20 protein-coding genes and 5 pseudogenes are annotated in these 24,670 nt (G+C 61.5%); 8 read left to right on the forward strand and 17 right to left on the reverse strand.

The window, feature by feature from the left end; genetic code table 11:
* From fdhE to fdnG, 4 genes are all read right to left on the reverse strand, one after another.
* Entirely contained in the window at positions 1–921 is a 921-nt protein-coding gene (gene fdhE, locus NKH78_RS08350) for a formate dehydrogenase accessory protein FdhE (RefSeq protein WP_352777299.1), read from the reverse strand.
* A 112-nt stretch (positions 922–1,033) separates the two neighbouring features.
* Positions 1,034–1,732, reverse strand: a complete 699-nt coding sequence (locus NKH78_RS08355; protein WP_352507612.1) for a formate dehydrogenase subunit gamma — start codon at positions 1,730–1,732, stop codon at positions 1,034–1,036.
* Positions 1,719–2,669, reverse strand: coding sequence for a formate dehydrogenase subunit beta (fdxH, locus tag NKH78_RS08360; RefSeq protein WP_352777297.1), 951 nt, complete (start codon positions 2,667–2,669; stop codon positions 1,719–1,721). The genes NKH78_RS08355 and fdxH overlap by 14 nt, the downstream gene beginning before the upstream one ends.
* A gap of 12 nt (positions 2,670–2,681) precedes the next feature.
* Positions 2,682–5,768, reverse strand: a complete 3,087-nt coding sequence (fdnG, locus tag NKH78_RS08365) for a formate dehydrogenase-N subunit alpha (RefSeq protein ID WP_352882642.1) — start codon at positions 5,766–5,768, stop codon at positions 2,682–2,684.
* A 476-nt stretch (positions 5,769–6,244) separates the two neighbouring features.
* On the opposite strand from fdnG, the gene selD reads away from it, so the two are divergent.
* The 3 genes and pseudogenes from selD to NKH78_RS08380 all read left to right on the forward strand — a co-directional run.
* Positions 6,245–7,321: a selenide, water dikinase SelD gene (selD, locus tag NKH78_RS08370; protein WP_352701538.1), complete on the forward strand. Its 1,077-nt coding sequence runs from the start codon at positions 6,245–6,247 to the stop codon at positions 7,319–7,321.
* Positions 7,322–7,692: 371 nt separating this feature from the next.
* A pseudogene (locus NKH78_RS08375) lies at positions 7,693–7,896 on the forward strand (adenylate/guanylate cyclase domain-containing protein); the annotation flags it as partial.
* Between the two features lie 24 nt (positions 7,897–7,920).
* Positions 7,921–8,212: pseudogene (locus NKH78_RS08380) on the forward strand (hypothetical protein); the annotation flags it as partial.
* A 38-nt stretch (positions 8,213–8,250) separates the two neighbouring features.
* On the opposite strand, the gene NKH78_RS08385 reads toward NKH78_RS08380, so the two are convergent.
* The 3 genes from NKH78_RS08385 to NKH78_RS08395 form a co-directional block, all read right to left on the reverse strand.
* Entirely contained in the window at positions 8,251–9,045 is a 795-nt protein-coding gene (locus NKH78_RS08385) for an SDR family NAD(P)-dependent oxidoreductase (RefSeq protein ID WP_352882644.1), read from the reverse strand.
* Positions 9,046–9,088: 43 nt separating this feature from the next.
* Positions 9,089–9,586, reverse strand: a complete 498-nt coding sequence (locus NKH78_RS08390) for an SRPBCC domain-containing protein (protein WP_352750968.1) — start codon at positions 9,584–9,586, stop codon at positions 9,089–9,091.
* A gap of 109 nt (positions 9,587–9,695) precedes the next feature.
* Positions 9,696–10,445, reverse strand: a complete 750-nt coding sequence (locus NKH78_RS08395; protein ID WP_352777290.1) for an SDR family oxidoreductase — start codon at positions 10,443–10,445, stop codon at positions 9,696–9,698.
* Between the two features lie 299 nt (positions 10,446–10,744).
* Between NKH78_RS08395 and NKH78_RS08400 the strand changes: the two are divergent.
* The 3 genes and pseudogenes from NKH78_RS08400 to NKH78_RS08410 all read left to right on the forward strand — a co-directional run.
* Positions 10,745–10,950, forward strand: a pseudogene (locus tag NKH78_RS08400) (helix-turn-helix domain-containing protein); the annotation flags it as partial.
* Positions 10,951–11,119: 169 nt separating this feature from the next.
* Positions 11,120–11,721, forward strand: a pseudogene (locus NKH78_RS08405) (NADPH-dependent F420 reductase).
* Between the two features lie 3 nt (positions 11,722–11,724).
* Positions 11,725–12,228 carry an SRPBCC domain-containing protein gene (locus tag NKH78_RS08410; RefSeq protein WP_352750972.1) on the forward strand — a complete coding sequence of 168 codons (504 nt, stop codon included), beginning with the start codon at positions 11,725–11,727 and terminating at the stop codon, positions 12,226–12,228.
* Positions 12,229–12,700: 472 nt separating this feature from the next.
* On the opposite strand, the gene NKH78_RS08415 is transcribed toward NKH78_RS08410, so the two are convergent.
* Positions 12,701–13,618, reverse strand: coding sequence for an NADP-dependent oxidoreductase (locus NKH78_RS08415; RefSeq protein WP_352689896.1), 918 nt, complete (start codon positions 13,616–13,618; stop codon positions 12,701–12,703).
* A 252-nt stretch (positions 13,619–13,870) separates the two neighbouring features.
* Between NKH78_RS08415 and NKH78_RS08420 the strand changes: the two genes are divergently transcribed.
* Both NKH78_RS08420 and NKH78_RS08425 read left to right on the forward strand, forming a co-directional pair.
* Entirely contained in the window at positions 13,871–14,104 is a 234-nt protein-coding gene (locus tag NKH78_RS08420) for a hypothetical protein (RefSeq protein WP_352507602.1), read from the forward strand.
* A gap of 363 nt (positions 14,105–14,467) precedes the next feature.
* Positions 14,468–14,755, forward strand: coding sequence for a hypothetical protein (locus NKH78_RS08425; protein WP_254818635.1), 288 nt, complete (start codon positions 14,468–14,470; stop codon positions 14,753–14,755).
* 178 nt (positions 14,756–14,933) lie between these two features.
* On the opposite strand, the gene NKH78_RS08430 is transcribed toward NKH78_RS08425, so the two are convergent.
* The 9 genes and pseudogenes from NKH78_RS08430 to NKH78_RS08470 all read right to left on the reverse strand — a co-directional run bounded on the left by NKH78_RS08430 (position 14,934) and on the right by NKH78_RS08470 (position 24,645).
* On the reverse strand, positions 14,934–15,983 hold the full coding sequence (locus NKH78_RS08430) for an L-idonate 5-dehydrogenase (protein WP_352777288.1): 1,050 nt from the start codon (positions 15,981–15,983) through the stop codon (positions 14,934–14,936).
* Positions 15,980–17,386 carry a TRAP transporter large permease gene (locus NKH78_RS08435; RefSeq protein WP_352882647.1) on the reverse strand — a complete coding sequence of 469 codons (1,407 nt, stop codon included), beginning with the start codon at positions 17,384–17,386 and terminating at the stop codon, positions 15,980–15,982. The genes NKH78_RS08430 and NKH78_RS08435 overlap by 4 nt, the downstream gene beginning before the upstream one ends.
* Before the next feature lie 3 nt (positions 17,387–17,389).
* On the reverse strand, positions 17,390–17,962 hold the full coding sequence (locus tag NKH78_RS08440) for a TRAP transporter small permease (RefSeq protein ID WP_352508693.1): 573 nt from the start codon (positions 17,960–17,962) through the stop codon (positions 17,390–17,392).
* Between the two features lie 142 nt (positions 17,963–18,104).
* The gene (locus tag NKH78_RS08445; RefSeq protein WP_502899786.1) at positions 18,105–19,079 is read right to left on the reverse strand and encodes a sialic acid TRAP transporter substrate-binding protein SiaP; all 975 of its coding nucleotides are present in this window, start codon (positions 19,077–19,079) and stop codon (positions 18,105–18,107) included.
* A 51-nt stretch (positions 19,080–19,130) separates the two neighbouring features.
* A complete protein-coding gene (locus NKH78_RS08450) occupies positions 19,131–19,850 on the reverse strand; it encodes a FadR/GntR family transcriptional regulator (RefSeq protein ID WP_352882649.1) in 720 nt (239 codons plus the stop codon).
* A 193-nt stretch (positions 19,851–20,043) separates the two neighbouring features.
* A complete protein-coding gene (locus tag NKH78_RS08455) occupies positions 20,044–20,607 on the reverse strand; it encodes a DMT family transporter (protein WP_352508692.1) in 564 nt (187 codons plus the stop codon).
* Complete coding sequence (locus NKH78_RS08460) at positions 20,526–20,948, reverse strand: DMT family transporter (RefSeq protein WP_352508691.1); 423 nt, start codon at positions 20,946–20,948, stop codon at positions 20,526–20,528. Before NKH78_RS08460 ends, NKH78_RS08455 begins: the two co-directional genes overlap by 82 nt.
* Before the next feature lie 87 nt (positions 20,949–21,035).
* On the reverse strand, positions 21,036–23,636 hold the full coding sequence (locus NKH78_RS08465) for a TRAP transporter permease (RefSeq protein WP_352882652.1): 2,601 nt from the start codon (positions 23,634–23,636) through the stop codon (positions 21,036–21,038).
* Positions 23,637–23,692: 56 nt separating this feature from the next.
* Positions 23,693–24,645 (reverse strand): annotated as a pseudogene (locus tag NKH78_RS08470) (TAXI family TRAP transporter solute-binding subunit).
* Positions 24,646–24,670 lie beyond the last annotated feature (25 nt).

Consider the following 24,670-nt stretch of genomic DNA (forward strand, 5'->3'; position numbering starts at 1 on the left):
TCAGTAGCCAACCAGGAACGGATTGAACGATCCGCGGCGATGGCCACCCTCGCGGACGAGCAGGTCGAGGCCGAGCGTCGCCACGTCGTCGGCGACCGGATCGAGAGCCGGATCCTTGTGCTGGGATAGGATCTTTACATAGCAGCCGCATGCATCGCAGGTCTCGGCTTTGACCGTGCCAGAGCCTCCCTCGATTTCCTGATAGCCTATCCCCTTGGTCGAGCCGCACAGCGTACATTTGATGCGGACGTGGTTCCACAATGTTCCACACAGCGCGCAGGCGCAGAACCGCGCCCCGTGTGCGCCGTGCCAACCGACGATGATCGAGGATACGGGCGGCCCACCGCAGGCCGGACAGGCGCCGTCGGCAACCGGAACCAGCTTCGAGCTGTCGAGACATGCCGCGAGGCGGGCGAAGTGAACCTGCAGCGCGGCCGCGACATAGACATGCTCGGCAAGCGCGTTCATTGGGATCGCATCGGTGAGCACATTGCGCACCATGGATTCGACCCCGAACGCATCGATATCCGCCAGCCTGTCCAAGGCGGCTGCGGCCGCCTCGGGTTTTTCGATCGTGGCTGCCACTTCGAACAGGCGGCCGAGCGTCATTCCAACGGCGGCATCCGAAGTGAATTGGTTGCGATCGAGCGGCGGCATACCGAAGGTTCGTGCACGCTCGCGCGCCTCCGCGGTCGGCAATTCGACATCCGGCAAGCCGTCCTGGATGCGGTGCTGCGCATCCGTCAGTGCAGCGAGGAAGCGGAGATAGGGGCCGAGCTGGTGGTCATCCGCCAACACATTCAATCGCTCGGAGCGGCGAATGAACAAGGTCCGCGGATCAGGCAGGCGCGCAAAGGGTGGGGCCGAGACCTCGCCGATTACAGTCGGGTCAGGGCGTGACGGATCTTGTTGCTTTGGCATTTCAACCTCACGAACCTCACGGGCCACGTGGTCGGCTTGATACTGCTCCAGAGCAATTCCACGAAAAGTATAACGGCTTTCCGTCCGGAATTGCGCAAAAATAAATGCCCGCTCATTCGGCGGGATTCGATCCCGAACGTCCGTCCGGTTTGCGTGCGATCAGTTCACGCAGCCATTTGCGATGATGCCGCCAAGCCCAGCCGCCGGTCACCCGTCCGCGCGTCATGGCGGGAATGGTGCCGCGTACCCAGATGGCCGAATAGAAATGGATAATCCACACGCCGATGATCGCCACGGCAGCGATCGAATGAACAAGCAGCGCCACCCGCTGCTGACTGATCGTGGTGTAAGCGGCGAAATATTGTTGCCAGATGACAATGCCGCTCGAAATCAGGATGATGATGAGGATCGACATTGACCAGAAGACGAGCTTCTGGCCGGCATTGTACTTGCCGACTTCGGGGACGTTGTCCTCGTGATTGGATAATACGTCACGGAAACGTGCGAGCCACGTTCCGTCCTCGGGCCTCCACAAATTGGCCTTCCAGAACCGAAGGAAAAGCCCAAGGAAGCTGAAGAAGAGCAAGACGCCGATCCACGGGTGAATGAAGCGCGTGAACTGGCCGCCGCCAAACAGCCCCGACAGGAAGAACAGGCTCGGGTGAAACATGGCAAGGCCCGACAAGGCGAGCAGGATCAGGCTGGCCGCCGTGATCCAATGGTTGATCCGCGCGCCAACCGTGTAGCGGTCCACGATCACTGGCTTGCCGGGATGTACCTGCTCGTTCGGCTTCACGTCATACGCGGCCATCGTAGTCGCCTTCCGTCAGCTCTTCGGCATGCTCCTCATCCGTCTCGGAGACCCTGTTCGGTCCCATGACCAGATGGTGAAGCAGGCCGACGCCGGCCGCCACGCCGAGAATGGTGAGGCCGGCATATTTGGTCACGCCCTTCCACGCCTCCACGAGCGGGCTGATCTTCGGCTCCCTCGGCAGACCAGAATAGAGTTCCGGCTGGTCGGCATGGTGCAGCACATACATCACATGCGTCCCTCCGACGCCGGGCGGATCGTAGAGGCCGGCATTCGAGTAGCCGCGCGATTTCAGGTCCTTGATGCGGCCGTCGGCGTGCTGTTTCATCTCGTCTTTCGTGCCGAACACGATCGCCTGGGTCGGGCAGGCCTTGGCGCAGGCTGGTCCCTGGCCGACAGCCACGCGGTCGGAGCAGAGCGTGCATTTGTAGGCCGTGTGATCGACTTTGGAGATGCGCGGAATGTTGAACGGGCAACCCTTGATGCAATAGCCGCAGCCGATGCAGTTCTCATGGACGAAATCGACGATGCCGTTCGAATACTGCACTATGGCGCCCGGCGCCGGACAAGCCTTGAGGCAGCCCGGGTCAGCGCAGTGCATACAGCCATCCTTGCGGATCAGCCATTCGAGTTCGTTCGTCTCGGGATTGTCCCATTCGCTGTAGCGCATCAGCGTGAACATGTCCGGCGTGAGATCGGCAGGATTCTCATAGACGCCGGCATTGAAGCCGATCTCCGGATGCGTGTCGTTCCACTCGATGCAGGCCGTCTGACACGCCTTGCAGCCGATGCATTTCGAAACATCGATGAGCTTGGCGACCTCCGTCAAGTGCTGCTCGGGTGCGGGAACCCTCGAGGCAGAGCGGCGGATGAGGTCCTTGTCGGAAAAACGCGGTGCGGTATTCGTCGTCGAAGGATTTGGAAGTGGAGGAAACATCGCTTACGCCTCCTACGCTACCGGCCCGGCGATGGGCTCGATGTTGACAAGGAACGCCTTGTATTCCGGCGTCTCGATGTTGGCGTCGCCGACAAAGGGGGTGAGCATGTTCGGGCCAAAGCCTTTCTTCGCCGCTCCCGTGAAGCCCCAGTGCAGCGGTATCCCGACGATGTGGACGGTCTTGCCATCGCAGGTCAGCGGCCTGATCCGCTTGGTCACCATGGCCTTCGCCACAACGGAACCGCGCTTCGACCAGACGCGCACCCAGCCGCCTTTGGTGATGCCCTTCTCGGCCGCAAGCTGTTCCGAAATTTCCACGAAAAACTCCGGCTGCATCACCGCATTGGTGATGACGTGCTTGGTCCAGAAGTGGAAATGCTCGGTCAGTCGGTAGGAGGTCGCCGCGTAGGGGAACTCCTGCGAAGCCGATTCGGCGAACTGGGCCATATCGCCTTCGAACACCCGCGCTGCGGGGTTGCCGCGGACTTTGGGAGCTATCGGGTTCGCGATGGGCGACTCGAATGGCTCGTAATGCGCCGGGAATGGTCCGTCGCGCATCATGCCCCGGGTAAAGAGGCGCGAGACGCCTTCCGGATTCATGATGAACGGGCCTACTTGATCGGGCTTTGCCGTTGGCAAGATGTCGGGGACATCGTAGCCCGACCATTTCGTGCCGTCCCATTCGATCACCTTGCGGCTTGGATCCCAAGCCTTTCCGGCGAGGTCAGCCGACGCCCTGTTGTAGAGAATGCGGCGGTTGGCGGGCCATGAGAACGCCCATTTGGAATAGGCGCCGGTTTCGTCAGGATCGGCGGTGTCCCGCCTGGCCATGTTGTTGCCGTTTTCGTTGAAGCAGCCGGAATAGATCCAGCAGCCGCAGGAGGTGGAGCCGTCGTCGCGCAGCGCGGCGAAGCCCGGCAAGAGCTTTCCGGCCTCGGCCAGCACCTTTGTCGGGTCGGCCGTATCGGTTACCCTGGCGAGCGCCCTGCCATTGATCTCCTGGGCAAGCTCCTCGGCCTTCGGATCGCCGGGATCGGCATAAGGCCAATTGAGCTTGACGATGGGATCGGCGAAGGCACCACCTTCCTTGGTGTAGAGTTCCTTCAGGCGCAAATAGAGCTGCGCCATGATCCAGGTATCGCGTTTGGCCTCGCCGGGGGGCGTGCCGCCGGCCCAATGCCACTGCAGCCAGCGCCCCGAATTGACCAGCGACCCGTCATCCTCGGCGAAGCAGGTGGAGGGAAGCTGGTAGACTTCCGTCTGAATCTGCGACGGATCGACATCGTTGTACGGCCCGTGGTTCTCCCAGAACCGGCCCGTCTCCGTGTCCAACGGATCCATGATGACGAGGTATTTGAGCTTCGAGAGGGACTCGATCACCTTCTTCTTGTTCGGAGCTGCCTGTAGTGGGTTGAAGCCCTGGCAGAAATAGCCGTTCATCTTGCCCTGGTGCATAAGCTCGAAAGCCCGCAGCAGATCGTAGCCCGGCAGGTCGAGCTTCGGCAGGAAGTCATAGGCGAAATCGTTCTCCGGTGTTGCCGCGTTGCCCCACATCGACTTTTGGAAGCTTACGAAGAACTTCCTGTAGTTCTGCCAGTAGCTCATCTGGTTCGGCCGGAGCGGCTTGAAGCCCCGGGTCGACATGTAGGCTGCCAGATCGACCTCCTTCTCAGTCGGCAGCGTCAGATAGCCGGGCAGCAGGTTCGACATCAGCCCGAGGTCGGTCAGCCCCTGGATGTTGGAGTGACCGCGAAGCGCGTTCATGCCGCCACCGCGTATACCGATGTTGCCGAGAACAAGCTGCAGCATCGCCATGGCGCGGATGTTCTGCGAGCCCTTCGAGTGTTGCGTCCAGCCGAGCGCGTACATCGAGGTCATCGCCTTGGTCGGAGACGACGTCTCGGCGACCATCGCGGCCACCTTCAGGAACCGGTCCTTCGGTGTGCCGCAGATGCGCTCGACCATCTCCGGCGTGTAGACCGCGACATGCTTCTTGAGCAGATTCCAGACGCAGCGGGGATTGGCCAATGTCGTGTCGACAACGGCAAAGCCGTCCGAGCCTATGTCATAGTCCCAACTGGACTTGTCATAGTCTCGCTTCGCCTCGTTATAGCCGGAGAAGAGGCCGTCCTGATAGGTGAAGCCCTCCTTCACAACATATGTCGCGTTGGTGAAGGCCTTCAGATAGTCCCATTGCACCTTGTCGTTCTGGATGCAGTAGTTGATCAGCCCGAGCAGGAAGGCGATGTCCGTTCCCTGGCGGATCGGCGCGTAAAGATCCGATACCGAAGCCGAGCGTGTGAAGCGCGGGTCGATGACGATGAGCTTGGCGCCGCGGTTGGCCTTCGCCTCCGTGACCCATTTGAAGCCGCAAGGATGCGCTTCGGCGGCATTGCCGCCCATGATGACGACGAGATCCGTGTTCCTGATGTCGGTCCAGGAATTCGTCATTGCGCCGCGGCCGAATGTTGGGGCGAGACTCGCCACCGTCGGGCCGTGTCAGACACGTGCCTGGTTGTCGAACACCAGCATGCCCGCGCTGCGGACCACCTTGTAGGTCGCGAACGCGGTTTCATTGGTCGAAGCCGAGGCGGCGAGGAAGCCGGTGGTGATCCACCGGTTGACCGTCACGCCGTCATTGTTCGTCGCGACGAAGTTCTTATCGCGATCGTCCTTCATCAGGCGGGCGATGCGGCCGAGTGCGTCTTCCCAGCTTATCGGCTCGAACTTGTCCGAGCCCGGTTTGCGGATCATCGGATGTTGCAGACGGGTCGGCGACTTGACAAATCCGAGCAGGGCCGACCCTTTGGGGCACAAGGTGCCGCGATTGGTCGGATGATCAGTGTCACCCTCGATATGGGTGATCTCGGCTGGCTCGCCCTTTCTGAGATCGCCCTTCGAATACAAGATTATGCCGCAAGCCACCGAGCAGTATGGACAGGTATTGCGTGTTTCGATGGTGTTCGCGAGCTTGAAGGACCGTATGGCCGCCGCGTGTGCGGCCTCGCTATCGCCGAAGCCGAGGGCTCCGAGCGTAGTACCGGCGAGACCCGCGCCTGCTGTTTGCAGGAACGCGCGTCGAGAAAGATCGATGTTCATGGGTTCCTCCCGAAGCCGATGCCCCACAAGGCAACTCGAACCAACGGTTCAATCCGGGTAACTAGTCTCGGACCAAATAAAATCAATGCCAAAGAACGAGATGCGTACGGTGCAGCAAAAGTGCCCTCCGAACGGCCTTCCCGCAGCAGGTTTGTGCCCGCAAATCGGCACTGTGTATTATTGTCGAATTTGTTGTCTTGTTTTCGTGACCGCGACTGCGATTGACGAAAACGAACGTATTATCATAAAGTAAAGCGTGGCGATGAAACAGCTCCCGCGGGTCGGGGCGCCTTTCGATCTATACCCAATGACGGCGGTGCCTCGCACGCTGGATACGGTCCTTGCCTTTCCTAACTCAACAAAATCCGCTGAGAGTAAGCGTGCTCCAAACGTGCCGTGCGTCGGGCGATCGTATTTTCCATTCCGGTTGACTTTGATCCCTACTAAAGCGTGGCAGCAGAGGAGGCTCGACGACCATGGCAATCGCCCTCTCGCCTGAAGTCACGGAAGCGCCCGTTGTGCGCCTGACCAGCCTCGCCCATGGCGGCGGTTGCGGCTGCAAGCTGGCGCCGTCAGTGCTGCAGCAGCTTCTCGCCGATCCGGCGGCTGCCAGTCCCTATCATCAGCTTCTCGTCGGCACGGAGACCGGCGACGATGCGGCAGTCTGGCAGCTCGACGGCGCGACTTGCGTCATTGCGACCACCGACTTCTTCATGCCGATGGTAGATAACCCCTACGATTTCGGCCGGATTGCCGCAACCAACGCCCTGTCCGATATCTATGCGATGGGTGGCCGGCCGATCATGGCGTTGGCTATACTCGGCATGCCTCTCGACAAGATCCCGACGCTCATGGTCCGCGAAATCCTGAAAGGTGGCGAAGCTGTCTGCGCCAACGCCGGAATCCCGGTTGCCGGCGGCCATTCAATCGACTCGCCGGAGCCGATTTACGGCCTTGCAGTCATCGGCACATGCCGACCCGAGGATATCCGACGCAATTCTGATACCAGGCCAGGCGACACCTTGATCCTGACGAAAGGGCTCGGTGTCGGCATCTATTCCGCCGCCATCAAGATGCAGGCGCTTTCCGAGAGCGGCTATCGCGAAATGATCGCCTCCACCACCCTTCTCAACCGGATCGGAGCGGAGCTGGCGCAGGACGCGAGCGTCCACGCGGTCACCGACGTGACCGGATTTGGCTTGCTCGGACATGCCCTCGAGATGGCACGCGGTTCCGGGTGCACGCTGATAATTTGCAGCCGCGACGTGCCGCTGTTTTCCGAGGCTGCCTCGCTCGCGGTCGACGGCCACGTTACCGGCGCATCCTGGCGCAACTGGGCGAGTTATGGCGACGCGGTAAGCTTACCTCCCGGCATGCCCGAGTGGCGACGCCACCTTCTCACGGACCCACAGACTTCGGGCGGGTTGCTGGTTGCTTGCGAGACCGACTGCGCAGCCGCGCTCGTCGAGAGGATCGTCGCGGACGGCTACCCTTCGGCTCGCATCATCGGCCATGCCAGGCCCGGCGCGCCGACAATAGTAGTAGAGGCCTGAACGAATCGGCGAACCTCGTGGCGACCATGCTATAAAGCATTGATAAATAATGGTAATGGTGGGCCCGGACGACGTTTGGGGCTTCGCGGCATTCAATTCCAATGTTTTTCGATGTTTTGTCCTATCTACGGCGCTAGATTCCACCCGATCAAACGCCTCGCTCACCGTTAACGGAAAAGAGAGGGCCATGACGTGTTTCAGTCTCAAGTTGGAAGGTCGCATGGCGCATTGACGATACTTCGCGACAAGCAAGGAGGGTCTCGATTTGGAGCCGGAGGCGGATTGGCAGCTTCGAGGCTCGGATTATCAGAAGCGGGCCTTCAGTAATCACGTGTCTTCCCGTTATTATGGACACGAGAAGATGCCCCCCTATGAGCGAGAACCGCAAGTTAGCCGCGATCCTCGCCGCCGACGTGGTCGGGTACAGCCGGCCGGCGAGCGCGGATGAAGACCGTACTTTGGCCAGGTCGCGGGCACTGCGCAGCGACCTGATCGACCCGACCATCGCAGTCCACAACGGACGCCTGATCAAGCGCACAGGCGATGGCGCACTGGTCGAGTTCCGCAGTGTGGTAGTGGTGCGCTAACAACCGCTACGGATGAGGACGGACAGCAGTGCGCTGGAAGGCGTCAGGCCTCTGTTCACTTGCCAAGCACAGCTCGCACATTCCACGGTGGTTTCAGGCTTTGTCGATAGCCTTGAGGAGCCGCGCACGCTTTATATCTCGCCGAAGCACCTGTCGCAGGCACTGGGTGTGAAGGTGGCCAACCTGGCCCAGTTGACGGTGTCCACCGCAACACACTCCGTAACCCGTCATCGAGCGCCTGCAGGGTCGGATGCGCGAGATGGTGAAAGTGATCTCGGCCGCGACGGAACTCACTGGCGACGTCGACTCGCGCTAGGGAAGCTGGTTTATAATCCGTACACTTTAGACGATTGACCGAAGTACACCGCCGTCGACGCGCAGACCGGCGCCACTCGTCGCTGACGCTTGCTCCGAACAAACGTAAACAACCATGTTGGCTACTTCTTCGGTCGTCGCAAATCGATTGATCAGTGTTGTCGGGCGCATCGTCGTCAAGAACACTTGCTCCGCTTCCTCTTGGCTGATGCCTTGCGAGTGCGCCAGCTCACTCATCATATTCGACAGGATTTCGGACCTCGTTGGGCCGGGGAGGACCGCGTTAACTGTGACACCCGTTCCGGCGACCGCTTCGGCAAGCCCCCTCGAAATAGCGAGTTGCGCCGTCTTGGTCATGCCATAGTCGATCATCTCTTTCGGGACGTTGAGTGCGGATTCGCTGCTGATGAATACGACCCGTCCCCAACCCCGCGCTGTCATCTTCGGCACATAGTGGCGTGCGGCGCGAACGCCGCTCATGACGTTGAGCTGGAAGAGGCTTAGCCAGTCGTCATCGGCGAGATCGAAGAAAGTCTTCGGGCGCGCTGTCCCCACATTGTTGACGAGGATATCCGCATCGGGCGCCTGTGCGAACAGAGCTCCGGCCCCTTCGGCTGTCTCCAGATCAGCCGCAACGCCCGTCAGACCAGCCTGTGGGAAAAGCTCGCGAATCTCGCGAAGCGCTGTGGCGACGCGTTCCTCGCCGCGGCCGTTGATCACAACCGAAGCGCCCGCGCGCGCCAGTCCTTCGGCGATGGCGCGACCGATGCCCGCCGTGGAACCCGTTACAACGGCCTTGCGGCCCTTAAGATCGATATTCATGAGTCTATTCCTTCAATTTCGGACTGCGACAGCGACGGCTGTTTTACTTGATGTGTGAGGCAGTGCGTTCGGTTGCGACCTTGGCGAGATCCTCAAGGAGCTTCTCGTGCGTGCGCCAAAAAACGTCGGGGGCCTTCTTGGCCAATTCGATCCAGAACGGGCCCTGCATCGTCTCCTCGGTCCAGAGGTGGCATCCATTCGCCGTGGGTGTGATAATCCATGCGTGATAGGCCTTCGAAGTCACCGCCGCCTTGGGGTAGCCGCCCCACGCGATGCGCGTCATGGGCTCGAACTCCTGCACTGACGCGAAGACGTCCTGGCCGGCCAGGTTGGTTTCGAACCGTGTGCCAAGGCGAAGCGATTCGTGCCCATCAAGCAACTGCACGTGTTCGACGCCCGGGTAGAAGCCAGGCCAAGCGGCGGGATCTACGAGCAACGACCAGATCGTTTCAGCAGAGGCCGCGACCTCAAGTTCGTTGGTGAAATGGATCGGGGATCGGCTGGGCGTCAGGTCTGCCGGCCATTTGATTGCCTCGAACATGTTGTTCTCCGTGTTGGGACAAAAGCGAGAAAAGTGCCGTACCTGCCTGCGCGAAGTGGTCGACCGATGCCGACATTAGCGGCGGCCCCTCAGCGCCAGCGGCCCGGGCTCACACCTGCGCGAAGCCCCCGTCGACGGTCAGCTCGATGCCGGTCACGAACGAACTGTCGTTGGACGCGAGGTAGAGCGCGGCCGCAGCGATATCGTTGGCTTGACCGTTCCTGTCCAGCGGCGTGTCGAGGGCAGTGTGCGCGAAAAAGGCATCGCTCTGCTCCTGGGACAGACCGGCATTTATGCCGACAGGCGTTTCGGTGTTGCCGGGGGCGAGCGCGTTTACGCGGATATGACGGGCTTTCAGATCCGAGGTGAGGGTCCGCGCGACGGAGCGGACCGCAGCCTTGGTGGCCGAGTAGACGCTGAAAGCCGGAGCGCCCTTCGAGCCCGACACGGACGACGTGAGAATGATCGAGGCGCCGTCGCGGAGCACCGGCAACAGCGTTTGCACGGTGAAGAATGTGCCCTTCAAATTGGTCGTGACGGTTCGATCGAACGCTTCTTCGCTCACTTCGCCGACCGGCGCGAACGTAGCGACGCCGGCATTGGCAAACAGGACGTCGGCGAAGCCGTAGGTCTTGGCGGCGTGGTCGCGAAGAGCAGCGAGATCTGCCATCTTCGTGATGTTGGCGAGGACCGGATCCAGGCCCCGCCCCAACGCCTGCGCGGCACGTCGAACCTTCTCGCCGTGCTGGTCCACCATCACGACTACTGCGCCCTCGGCCGCAAACCGCTTCGCGGTGGCAAGGCCGATGCCGCTTGCCGCACCTGTGACAACGGCTATCCGACCATCAAGTCTTCCCATGTCGGTTTCTCCTTTTCGTTCGTCCAGGGCCGACGATCATCTCGCCCCCTCGCAAGCAAATGGGATCGAACGCGCTCAGGCGGGATTGACGATTTCTCGACAGCGGCTGTGCGTTGGCGCACCGCCTGTTCCCAGGGGATGGTGTTCGCACTGGCTGCGAATGCCGCAGAATAGCCGATTGCCGAGGTATGGGAGCTGCAGCGAAACTAGAACTGTGGAGGTCGACGAAGAGGTTCGCACCATTCATGCTATTTAATACGTGTTTCAACACCGCACCTTGCGGTGCAAGGTTGCACCACATGATCGACTGGGACGACGTTCGCTACTTTCTTGTCATCTCGCGCGAAGGTTCGGTTCGGGCCGCCGCTGAGCGCCTCAAGGTAACCACTCGACTGTGCTGCGACGCATTGCCCAACTGGAACAGCGCCTCGGCGCGTACCTGTTCGAGAAGCTACCCTCAGGCTATCGTCTCACGGATGCGGGTGAGGGAGTCCTCGAGTTCGCTGTCCTTGGCCACGGGTGTCGAGCTCCACTGGGACGCCGAAGCGCGACCAATCCGTGAATGGTGCGCCGATGCACAGCCGCTGTTGAGAAATCGTCAATCCCGGTTGAGGCTCCACGACCTTAGCTAAGCTCCAGGACGTACCGGCAATTCGCCGATCTGGAGATATGAAATGACTTACGCAATCATAGGCGCCGGGGCCGTCGGTCAGGCGCTCGCGAAAAGGTTCGCCCGCAAGGGTATCGAAGTGGCCATAGCAAGCACACGTGCGCCCAAGGCGCTCGCGCCGCTCGCAACGGCCATCGGAACCACGGTCATCCCCAGCTCCCTGAACGAAGCGCTCAAGGCCGACATTATCCTGCTGGCTGTTCCGTTCTGGGCGCACGGGGAGATTGCGAACACTGCCAAGGACTGGCGGGGCAAGATCATTATCGATGTGACGAACGCCTACGGCGTCTCACCAAACGATTTGGGCAGCCTCCCGTCTTCGGCCGTAATCGCCAAGGCGTTTGGCGCTGCCGCGCTTGTCAAGGCGTTCAACCACCTGCCTGCAGGCGTCCTTGCTCAGGAGCCCTCCATCGGCGGTGGCGGCGAGTGGTTTTTCTCTCCAGCGACAATGACAGCGCCCTTCCGGTGGTGCCCACGCTGGTCGAGCAACTCGGCTATGCACCGGTCAACCTTGGAAGGCTCGCAGAGGGTGGGCTGCTCATTCAGGCGCGAGGAAACACCTGGGCGCCTTTAATTTTCAAAGATCTCTTCAAGAAGCAGGCTTGAGCCATGTATGATCGTGTAAAATGGCCTGACCATTTCGACCCGAAGATTTCGTCGATCTACGCGCTCAATGACATTGACGTGAAAGCGCCGCCTGAAGTGGTGTGGGAGCTGCTGGTCGACGCCGAGAACTGGTCGAGCTACTTTCCTCCAGAGGATCAGGTCAAGATCCTGACCGGTGAACCTAAACTGGCGCTCGGAACCAGATTCAGTCGGGTGACGGTTGGATTTCCGATGAGCCTTGTCGTGACGGAGTGCGAGCCCGGCCACAGGCTCGCGTGGAAAACGGTGGTCGACGGCGACGAGACCGGCTCGACCGCCTATCACGGTTGGGTCATCACTCCCAAGGACACGGGTTGCCATGTGCTGACGGAAGAGACGCAGCAGGGCCCTTGGTTCCTCGACGTGCTCGGACACAAGCACCCCGGTGGGCTCTACCGCTATCATCAGCAGTGGGTCGAAGACCTTGCTCGCGCTGCCGAGGCGGAAGCGGCGAGGACGGCACGCTAATTCCGCATCTGCGTCTTCTTCGCTCGCGGCTGATTTTAGGGCCTCCGCCTTAGGAACATCCCCGCGATAAGAAGCGGTCACGTGCTTGCATGACACGCTCTCTATCGGCGAATGCCCGCTTCGCCAAGGCAGGCGCGCAAGTTGCGGATGTCACGGCTTTGGCACGAACTCGAGCAACGGCGCGTAGGGCGGCCCCACAAGCGGTGGATAGCGGCGGTAGGTGTTGTAGACCGCTCCGTCCTCCATCGCGAAGACGCTCCACCCTGCGCTCACCGACACGGCCGACTGGAGGTCCGGCGCATAGTCCTGCAGCCATCGCGGGGCCTCGCGGAGGGGAACAGCGCCAATACACCGAGCGACACGGAGAGTCTAAGCGACGAAGACTGGCATGGCCGAGGCAATTATCTTGCTGATGGTATCTTGCTGATGGGAGTAGACGAGGAGAGAGGAACCGCCCTCTCTCCCCGAGTTCTTACGGACGAACGCTGATGACTGTCTTTCCCGTGCGTCGCTCGGTTGAGTTGAAGGTGGCGACGGCATCATCCATGCTCGAGACCTTGCCGATGTTCGTCCGCAGTCGTCCATCCCGGATCCGCTGAACTATCTCCGAAAGCTGGGCTCGATCAGCCTCGACGACGAAGTCAACCGTCAGGCCATCTGCAGGTCGAATATCCGTTGGTCCGACGACTGTCACAAGCGTTCCTCCGGCCCGGACCAGCGTTGCGGACCGTTTCTGAATATTGCCGCCGATGACATCGAACACCAGATCGACACCGCCGACCTCTTCCAGGGTGTCATTCCCGAGATCGATGAATTCATTTGCACCGAAGTCGAGCGCCTTCTGGCGGTCGGCGGCGCGTCCGGTGCCGATGACATAAGCTCCGGCCTCCCTTGCAAGCTGCGCCACCATCGAACCGACGGCACCGGCCGCGCCATGCACGAGAACGCTCTGCCCCGCCCGAAGGCGGCCGTGCTGGAACAGTCCCTGCCACGCGGTCAGGCCGGAGATCGGCAAGCTTGCGCCAACCGTGAAGTCGACGTCGCCGGGCAGCGGTGCGAGATTGCGTGCCTCCATGGCGACATACTCCGCGAGCGTGCCGTCGCGATGCCAGTCGGCGAGGCCGAACACCCGCTGACCGATCGAAAGCCCCGTGGTGCCGTAGCCGAGGGCCGTGACCACACCGGCCAGCTCATGGCCGAGGATCGACGGCGTCCGGTCATGGAAGGCCCGATCGGCCCAGGTCGAAGGCCACTCCAGTTCGGTGTTGACGAATCCCGCCGCATGAACTTGTACGACGACATCGTTTATTGCCGCCTGCGGTTCGGGCCGCTGCCCCAGCTTCATTCCGGCCGTTCCTGCAGCCTGGTCCGTCACTACGATCGCTTTCATGGGAATTGTCTCCTCAGTGATTTGTTGGTTCGGGGTAAATTGCTGGCGTGGAAGGTCTTTTCGATCTCTCACGCAGTTAGACTAGGTCCCCATAAAGGTATGTCATCACGCCGAGCCGCAGCACGCCCTCGTCGCCGGTCGAGTAATACCGCTACGTCAGCGCCGCCGACAGGATTCCAATGACGGTCTCATCGGTATCGGCGAGCCGCGAATCCATGCTAAGCCGCCGCCCTGTACGAAAGGACGACATCTGTGAGCGAACTGACCGTGGCCGAGGCGACCGAAAGTATCTATGCCTCGCTCCGGGCGGGCAATGCCGACATCGACGCAGGTATCGCGACGCTCAAGGCAGCGCTCACACGAGAGGGGATAAAACAGGCGGTGTTCGATCCGACCAAGTTGGCGCAGAACAATCGCTCGGGCCGCAAGTTGATGCAGGCTTATTTTCGGCAGCGCGGAGTGAGCGTGAGGTTTTCGGACCAATAAAACCGAGCGCAGGCGATCTCAGGCGCGCCGTTGGGAGTGATGGGCCGATCCGGCGATTTGCCAACTGTAGTCGTGACTGCGCCGCTTAGCAGACATGAGACCATGCGGCGCTGCACGCTCACAGATGGACCCTCGCAATCCTGAAGCCGGAGGAACCAGCAAGAGCGCCGAGCAGCAGAGGCGCTCGGCCGAAGCGTCTCTCCAGCTGCCGTGCTTCAAACTATTGCAAGACGTTCAAATTTGACCTTCCGCATTCATGCTCTGTCGAGCGTATCTCTTAGAGGCGCTTAAACCTTCTGCGCCGTAGGTTTTTGTCGGCTGAATCGCCGTCAGCGACGATGACGACGAAATAGGAGAACGCAAATGGCTCGCAATCACGTTGAACGTCTTAGAGAATTCAGGGAAATTCTGGTCGCGACTCGACGCGAAGGAGTCCGTAACGTGCACCATACTCGCGACGCAATGCGGGCAAGTGGCTTTCAAATTGGCGACAGCGACGGCTCCAGCTACGGAGTCGAGCTGAAGGTCCTCCAAGAGGAAATCGAGGCAGTCGATCGCGCCATCGAAGACGAGAAGCGGTTGGCCTTGACACTCGAGAGCGCGGCCCAATCCCGCCGGCCGATTAAGCCGAGAGTCGTGAAAGGAACATAGAATCAGGTACGAATCGCTCCTGGTCGTTCGAACCTGTCCAGCGTCTTCGCGCGCGCCGGCATGGCCCACACGCCACGTTTGGAAGGCGCGACGCCGCTCCGTCGCACATCCTCTGTTTGTACCTGCACCGTGAAGCGCCAATGGGCTCGTAAAAAACAGGGACGTTGCGAATCCTCAATCAGTCCGCGGTCAGCACAACCTTGACACTTTGAGCGCGGTCGGCGCCAAGTCGGAAGGCATCGGGGGCGGAGGAAAGCGTGCGCTCCGCCGTCACCAGCTTTAGGACGTCCACCTCCCGCGACACAATGAGGTCGACTGCGCGACCGAACTCGCTGCCGAAACGGAAGGTGCCTTTGAGGTCGATCTCCTTGGCCATCACCGCATTGGCGGGCAGTGGGATCTGGCCACCGGGAAGATTGCCGACCTGGACCACCGTGCCGCCGCGCCGGACGCTGGCGATTGCCGCGGCAAGGCCTGCGGCAGTGCCTGAAATCTCGAACGCCACATCGAGCGAACCGCCGGCCGCGAGCGACTGGATCTCGGCGTCCCCGCTGGCAAGGTCGATCGTCCTGTCGGCGCCCAACCTGCGGGCGAAGGCGAGCGGCGCGGCGGCGATATCGACGACGGTCAGTTCAGCGCAGCCGGCAAGCCTGGCCGCGAGCATGGTCAAGAGGCCAATGGGACCGGCACCGAACAGGACGACGTTGCGGCCCCTGATGTCGCCGGCCCGCGCGACGGCGTGCAGGCTGACCGCCAGCGGTTCGGCAAGTGCGGCCGCCTGGTAGGCCACATCAGATGGAACCTTGAAACATTGCGCGGGCGTGACGTCGAACAGGCTGGCGAAGCCGCCCTGCATATGCGGCGTCTTCGATGCCGAGCCCATGAAGTAGATGTTTTCGCAGAGATTGGCGCGGCCTTCCAGGCATCGCGCGCAATGCCCGCACCAGCGTGACGGATTGACCGCGACGTGGTCGCCGACGCCCAAGCCGGGTGCCGCGCCGTTGATCTCGACGATTTCGCCGGAGATTTCATGGCCGAGGACAAGCGGCGAGGTCACAACGAAGTCGCCGGTGCGGGCATGGCGGAAATAATGCAGGTCGGAGCCGCAGATGCCCCCGGCCCCGAAGCGCACACGCACCATGCCTGGTGCCAGCGGTTCGAGCGGATGCTCCACGACGCGGAGGTCCTGCGGGCCGAATAGTGTCGCGGCGATCACCTGGCCACTCACCGGATCAAGCCCATCTCGGTCGGCAGCCAAAGCGTGATGGCGGGTATGAAGGTGATCAGAAGCAGCGCCACGATAAGCGGCACCAGCCACGGCAGGATCGCCATGGTGGTGCGCTCGACCGAGAGCTTGGCGACGCGTGACAGCACGAACAGCACCATGCCGAGCGGCGGGTGCAAAAGCCCGATCATCAGATTGAGCGTCATAATCAGCCCGAAATGCACCGGGTTGATGCCGTAGACGGCAGCGACCGGCAGCAGGATCGGCACCAGAATCGTGATCGCGGCGATCGTATCGAGGAAGCAGCCGACCACCAGCATCAGGATGTTCACCAGGATCAGGAAGACCCACTTGTTTTCGGTGAGCGCGAAAATGAAGTTCGAAAACAGCTGTGCCGCCTGGCTGACGGTAAGCAGCCAGGCGAAGATCGATGCGGCGGTGACGATGAAAAGCACCGAGGCGGTCGTCTCGATCGTGTCAAAGCTGGCCTTGGCAAGCAAGCGCAACGTCATCGTGCGGTAGCGCACCAGCCCGAGGAAAAGCGACCAGATCACAGCCGCCATTGCCGCCTCCGTCGGCGTGAACCAGCCCATCGTCATGCCGCCGATCAGGATGACCGGCGTCATCAGCGCCATGACCGCGGAGAAATCGAAATACCAGTCCGCGGCGATCAGCAGCAGCAGCGCGATGCCGACCGCGACGTTGATCGACAGGCCAAGCTGCACAAGCACGTAACAGCCAATCGGAAAGGCAGCCACCACCAGCACCTCGCCCGCCGCTTCGGCGAGCCGCCGAAGCTCGAAAGGCGTGTCGGAGCCCCAGCCGCGACTGTAGGCAAAGATGGCAACCGTAATCATCATCAGCATGGTCATGACCATGCCGGGCAGGATGCCGGCCATGAACAGCGCGCCGATCGAGACATTGGCCATCATGCCGTAGATGACGAAGGGCAGCGAGGGCGGAAAGATTGGGCCGAGCGTGGCAGAAGCGGCGGTGACGCCAACCGCGGCGTCGATCGGATAGCCATGGTCCTTCATCGCCTTGATCTCGATGGTGCCGATACCGGCGGCGTCGGCGAGCGCGGTACCCGACATGCCGGAAAAGATCACCGATCCGATGATGTTGACCTGCGCCAGGCCGCCCTTCATCCAGCCGACCAGGGCAAGGGCGAAGGAATAAATACGCCCGGTGACGCCGGCGATGTTCATGAGGTTGCCGGCCAGAATGAAGAAGGGCACGGCGAGCAATGGAAAGCTCTCCACCCCGGCGATCATGCGCTGGGCTGCGATGATGTCGGGCGCAACGCCGTAGATGACGAGGTAAAGGATCGAGGCGGCCGCCATCGAAACAGCGACCGGCACGCCGATGAGCATCAGGACAAGAAAGCCCCCGACCAGAAGCAGCATCGCTCAGACCCCCGCCGTCTCGAACGCACCAGGACGCTCGAGCACCGAATAGCCGCGCCGGTAATTGCCGATAAAGACCTGGATCGAGCGAAGAAGCATCAGCACGAAGCCGGCCAGTACGGCGTAGAAGAACCAGCGCCGCGGCAGGTTGACGGTGACCATGCGCTCATGCGCCACGATCGTGACGTAGCGCCACATCAGCCAGGATCCGTAGGCGAAGAATGCGATGCGGATGATATCGACGGCGAGGGCCAGCCAGCGGCCGACGCGCTCCGGCAGATAGTGGTAAAGCACGTCGACGTGGATGTGGCGCGAAAGGCGCACGCACATGGCGGCGCCGAGAAAGACAACGACGACGAGCGCGTTGATGGCGATCTCCTCGGTCCACGCAAAGCTGTTGTTCAGCGCATAACGGGTGAAGAACTGCAGGAAGACACAGACGACCATGCCCCAGAACACGGCAAGCGTGACCCAGTCCTCGATGCCGTGGTCCGACAGGTCGACGCGTATCGGCACTTCCTCGAAGGCATGCGCAATCTCTTCGACGGTGATCTCGGTGTGGTGTTCCTCGGCCATTGGCGCGCACTCCCGAAGCTGTTGGATCGTCAAGGATTGGAAGGCCGTCCGGCGCAATTTGAGGCCGGACGGATGGGCGGGTTAAAGCGGCGAATCCGATTGCCGCTCTATCCTCTTGATAGAGCATCCAGTTTCCGATGCTCTACTTGATAGCGCGGATCGCTTCCCAATCGGCCTTGTTGTACCCGAACTCCTCGAAGGTGACCTTCTCCAACACATTCTTCTCGAAGTCGGCACGGTCGACATCCGTTACGGTGATGCCGCGGTCCTTGAATACCTGCACCAGTTCCTTTTCGCGGGCGACGATCTTCGCCGTGGCGCGGGCGGCAGCCTCCTGCATCACCTCGGTAAAGATCTTCTTGTCCTCGTCGGACAGCGAGGCCCAGCGCGACGCCGATATGATGGTGTTGAGATGATCGACGATATGGCCAGTTAGCACGATATTCTTCTGCACCTCGTAGAATTTCTTCGCCTCGATGGTGGTCAGCGGGTTCTCCTGGGCCTCGACCGTGCCGTTCTGCAGAGCCAGATAGACCTCGGCGAAGGCAATCGGCGCCGTGTTGGCCCCGCAGGCACGCGGCATGGCCAGATAGGCCGGCACGTCGGGGACGCGCATCTTCAAGCCCTGCATGTCGGAGCACTTGGCGATCGGCCGGTTCGAGGTGGTCTGCCGCGTCCCGTAATAAGTGGTGGCGACGATGTGATTGCCGGTCTTGTCCTCATAGCCCTTGGTCAGGGCCTTGTAGACGTCACTTTTGGTGTATTTCAGCAGATGGTCGGCATCGCGGAAAGTGTACGGGAAATAGGTGACGCCGATCGGTGGATATTCGCGCGCCGCGAAGCTCGATCCGGAAATGATGATATCGACGGTGCCGAGCATCAGGCCCTGGTTGATGTCGGCTTCCTTGCCAAGCTGCGAGGCCGGATAGACGTCGATGGCGTAGCGGCCCTGGGTGCGCTTCTTGATTTCGTCGGCAGCCCACACGGATTCGGTGTGGAAGGGCTCCGTCGTCTCGTAGACATGTGCCCATTTCAGGACCGTTTCCGCCGAGGCCGACGCCATGGGTAAGGCAATTGCGGCGATCGCACCGAGCAGAACTGCGTATTTTCTCAGCATCTAATTCCTCCCTGGTTGAATTTGACGGCCGGATCTCCCCCAGGCCAACTGCTATTCCGCAACCTCCTTGGCTGCGGCTCTCTCATCGAAATTGCGTGAGAATCTGATTTGCGACTGGCGCAGATGCTGCTGCATGGCGGCCTTGGCCCGCTCGGGGTCGCGCGCGGCAATTGCATCGCGCACGGCACGATGTTCCCTTGCCGCGACCTGCCAGGAATCGCTGGTCTCGAAATAGATCGACAGGCGTTCGAAGTACGGGTTCATGCGCTGGTCGAAAAGCTCGCCGATGAAGCGCACCAGCACCGCGTTCTCGAGAATGCCGGCGACCGCGGTATGGAATTCCCGGTCGAGCGCAATGGTCATCTTGTTGGGGTGACGCATGGCCTCCATCCGGCGCAGCACGTCCTCGAGTCGTTCGATATCTGCAGGCCGGACATGGAGGGCCGCTTCGGCGGCGATCGCGCCTTCGACGAATTCGCGCGCGCGCAACAGCTCGAACGGGCCTTCCTCGACTTCGGGTTCGGAGGCGGCGGCGCTCGGCGGATCGGTGACGTAGATACCCGAGCCGACGCGGATGCGTATGCGGCCTTCGACCTCCAACGCTATCAGCGCTTCACGGACCGTCGGGCGGGAAATTCCGAGCTGGTCGGCCAGATCCCGCTCGGTCGGCAGACGGTCGCCGACGGAAAACTCGCCGGCATCGATCAACTGCCTGAGCTGATCGGCGACCTGTCGGTATAGCCGGCGAGGTTCAACAGCCTGGATCGGCATGCGCGTCTAATTCCCCTCCCCGGCCGCCCTGGTACATTGGTCTGACCCATTGACCGCAGCCTAAACTGACGACCAAGAGAGTCAAGCTGGATAAACAGACAGACGAAGAAGGCGCCCTGCCCCATCTAGCCGGTGCACGTATGTGGCGGGGCCCGCGCAGCGGAAGGCGGCGCATTGCGACGCATTGCATGCGTCAGCGTCGTCCTCCTCGAATGACCAGGACGTTTCCGGCGGCGACGAGGACGAGCCCGATGATCGCGTACGCAGTCCAGGCATAGCCTTCCAGCGCCGTGGAGATCAAAAGCGCAAAGACGGGAAATATGACGGTCGCATAGCCGGCGCGGGCGCCGCCAATGCGTCCGAGCAGCGTCAGGTAGGCGGCGAAAGCCACGACCGTCGATATGACGGCGAGGAAGACCAGCGAGCCGATATAAGAGGCGGTCGTCGCGAACACGAACCGCTCACCTAGCAGGAAGGCCAGGAACGCCGACCAGCAAGTGCCATAAAGCATGCCCCAGGCGCTCGTTGAAACGAGCGGCAGTCCGCGGCGCTGGTTTGCGACGGAGACGAGATTGCCGGTGCAGAAGCTCAGGGTGCCGCAGAGGCACAGAAGAAGGCCCACCAACGTGCCGCCGGAAAGCCCGTTGGCAGCGATTTCGGGGAAGAACATCAGCGCTATGCCGGCGAAGCCGATGACGCCGCCGGCGAGAATGCGCGGCGCCGGGCGCTCGCCGATGACCAAGGCACCGAGCAGCATGTTGATGACCGAGGCGAGCGAGAAGACGACCGAGAGCAAGCCGCTGACGAGATAGCCGGCGCCATAATAGAAAACAGGAAGTTCGACGAGAAGATGAGGATGCCAAGCACAGCAAAGCGCAAATGATCGGTGATCGGAAAGCCGAGCCGCCGACCGGAAAAAGCCGCCCAGGCAAACATCAGCAGCGTGGCGATGGCGAAGCGCCAGACCAGATTGACCTCGTTCGACATGCCGCTGCCGACCTGAAGTTCGATCGCGAACCACGATGCGCTCCACGCAATGACCGTCAGCGCGTAAAGCCCGTAGTCGACGGGTTCGAAGGGGCGGTCGCGCGTCGTCATGCGCATTTCCGCATTAGCCGGTTCCGCGGCGCCGTTTGGTTCTCTTGTTACTGACATGCTGGCGAGCCTCTTCTGCTCACAAGACGCTTATGGGCCGACTGTCCGCCTTCGCCGCTTCTGAACCCAGAAGACGAGACCGAGCAACAGCAGGGCTGGAATCGCGAACCAGTAACGCGACGGCCGCTCCGCGGGCACTAGCACCTGGTTGATTTCGTCGCCGGGCTGCAGGCCGAATTTGGCCGCCTGGCTGCCCAGTCGCACGACGCCGACCGTCACGCTGTCGCCGAGCGCGCTGACGTCCAGCCCCACAGCCTTCAGGCGTTCGGCCGATGAATTTGCGGGCCCGAGTTGTAGCCGAACCAGCTTCGATATCTCATCGCCGTTGAGCTTCAGTGTCGTCAGGCGCAGGCGAACCGCTCCGCCTTCGGCTGTCTTGTCGACGATACGGCTGAGTTCGGAGGCAGGCACTGCCCGATCAGGTTCGCTCACCTGATCGAGCAACAATCCCGGTCTGAACAAGATGAAACAGGCCAGAAGCAACGCAATCGTCTCGTACCAGCGGTTGCGCACGAGCATCCAATTCTGCGTCGCTGCTACAAACGAGACCATGGCCAGCGTCGATGTCACGACCATCGCAACGAAGTCGAATGGCCCTTCGAGATCGATCATCAGCAGTCCGGTGTTGAAGATGAAGATGAACGGCAAGAGGCCGGTACGGATCTCGTACTTGAAACCCTGAATCCCGGTCTTCACCGGATCGGCGCCTGAAATTGCCGCAGCAGCATAAGCCGCCAGCCCCACCGGCGGCGTCACGTCCGCCATCAGCCCGAAATAGAAAACGAACATGTGGACGGCGACCAGCGGCACGGCAAGATCGTTCTGCGCCGCCAAATCGACGATGACCGGCGCCATCAAGGTGGCGACGACGACATAGCTCGCGGTGGTCGGCATGCCCATGCCGAGAATGATGCAGATCACCGCGGTGAACAAAAGCATGACGATGAAGCTGCCGCCCGAGATGAATTCGACGAGCTCGGTCATCACCAGCCCGATGCCGGTGAGCAGAACCGTGCCGACGATGATGCCGGCCGTCGCAGTGGCAATGCCGACCGTCGTCATGTTGCGCGCAGCGGCGGACAGGCCACCGACCAGGTCGTCGAAACCGTGAAGCCAATGCCGTGCCAGCGCTCGGTCCTTGCGGAAAAAGGCGGTGAGCGGCCGTTGCGTGACGATCAGCGCCATCAGGGCGACAACGCCCCAGAATGCCGAGAGGCCCGGCGACAGCTCCTCCACCATCAGGCACCAGATCAGCAGGATCACCGGCAGCAGAAAATGCAATCCGGTGCGCGCCGTCTCGCCGAAGTGCGGAATCCTGACGATCTCGCCCTCCAGATCCTCGAGCGGCAGGTCGGGATAGCGCGCCCGGTAGGCGACAAGGCCGATGTAAACGGCGATCAGCGCGGTAGTGATCATCCAGGTCGCGGCCGCGCCGAAAACGGTCTTCGTCCAGCCAATGCCGTAATAGACAAGCCCTGCGAGGACGATGAAGCCGCATATGCCCATCAGCCCGCGCAGCGCACCCTGAAATGCGGAGTGCGTGCGGCGTGACGGCAGGCCCTTCATCCCTGTCTTCATCGCCTCGATATCGACGATGTAGAACAACGATCCATAGGTCAGCAGCGCCGGATAGAAGGCGTGCTTGACTACCTCGGCATAGGAGATGCCGACGTATTCCGCGATCAGGAACGCGGCGGCGCCCATCACAGGAGGCATCAGCTGACCATTGACGCCGGCCGCGCATTCGATGGCGCCCGCCTTCACCGCAGAATATCCGACCCGCCGCATCAGCGGGATAGTGAAGGTTCCGGTGGTCACGACATTGGCGATCGAAGAGCCGGAAATCATGCCGGTCAGGCCGGAAGCCACGACACCGGCCTTAGCCGGACCGCCGCGGTATTTGCCGAGCAGCGAGAAGGCAAGCTGGATGAAAAAGCCGCCGGCGCCGGCGCGCTCCAGCAATGTTCCGAACAAAACGAACATGAAGACGACATTGGTGGACACACCGAGGGCGACACCGAACACCCCCTCGGACGTCAGCCACATCTGCGAGGCTGCGCGCGATAACGTCGCGCCCTTGTGGCCGAGCAGGCCAGGAAGGTGAGGCCCGGCGAAAATATAGATCAGCATGATCGCCGCGATGACAGTGATGGCAGGCCCGACGGCGCGACGGGCGGCCTCGAGCAGGATGAGGACGCCGGCGATAGATATGACCAGGTCAGCGGTAGTGGGAAGCCCCGGCCGGTGGGCGATATCGCTGTAAAAGACCAGCAGATAGAGGGCGGACGCCGCCCCGGCGATGCCTAGCACCCAGTCGGGTAGCGGCACGCGGCTGCGCGATGAGGTCTTGAAGGCGGGAAACGTCAGCATCGCCAGAAACAGGGCGAAGGCCAGATGGATGGAGCGGGCGATGCCGTCGCTGACAACGCCGAAATTGAGCATGAACGGAAGGGGCGAGGCATACCAAAGCTGGAACAGCGACCATGCAAGCGATACGCCGAGGATCAGCTTCGCGGTGCGGCCGGTCGGCTTGCGCCCACCGGTGTCGGCTTCCGCGACGATCTCGCTGAGCTTGTCGATGTCGATAACGGGTTGGTCAGGCGCTGCCGCCCGCTGGCTTTGATCTGTCATCGTTCCCCACATTTATTTGCGATGCGAGGCGCCCTTGGCGCCTCGCATTGAAAGCCTCAGAGCCAGCCCTTCTCCTTGTAATAGCGCTCCGCGCCCGGATGCATTGGCGCCGACAGACCGGTCTTGATCATCTCCTTGGGATCGAGATTGGCGAAAGCCGGATGCAGTTTCTTGAAGTCGTCGAAATTTTCGAAGACCGACTTCACCAGCTCGTAGACCACCTCATCGGGCGTGCTGGCATTCGTCACCACGGTGGCGCGGACGCCGAATGTCTTCACGTCGTCCGGGTTGTTGGCGTACATGCCACCCTTGATGGTGGCGACCGAATAGTACGGATGAGCTGCCAACAGCGCGTCCACTGCCGGACCGGTCAGCGGGATGAGCTTGGCGCCGCAGGCCGTGGTCGGATCCTGGATCGCGGCGGAAGGATGACCAACGCCGTAGAAGAAACCGTCGATCTTGTTGTCGCACAGCGCGCTGCCCTGCTCGTCCGCCTTCAGCTCCGCGGCAAGCGAGAAATCGCCGAGCGTCCAGCCCATCTGCTTCAGCAACTCCTCCATCGACGAGCGGGTGCCTGACCCGGGATTGCCGACGTTGAAGCGTTTGCCTTTGAAGTCCTCGAATTTGGGACGCCGGCATCGGGCCGCGCCAGCACGGTAAACGGCTCGGGATGGACGGAGAAGACGGCCCGCAGATCCTTGAACGGCTTGCCTTCGAAATTTCCGGTCCCCTCATAGGCCTGGTACTGGACGTCCGATTGGGTCAAGCCGAAATCGAGATCGCCGGTCTGGATGGAGTTGACGTTGAAGACCGAACCGCCGGTCGACTCCGTCGAGCATCGGATGCCGGTTTTCTGCCGGTCCTTGTTCATCAGCCGGCAAATGGCGCCGCCGACGGCATAGTAGACGCCGGTGACCCCGCCGGTGCCGACCGTGACGAAGCGCTGCTCGGCTCCGACGGACGGCAGCGCCAGCAGCATGCAAGCCGCCGCGCCGATCAGGATTCTCATCGAACTGTACATGGTTGCTACCTCT

The organism is Mesorhizobium sp. M0910, assembly GCF_040319465.1.
GTDB lineage: Bacteria > Pseudomonadota > Alphaproteobacteria > Rhizobiales > Rhizobiaceae > Mesorhizobium.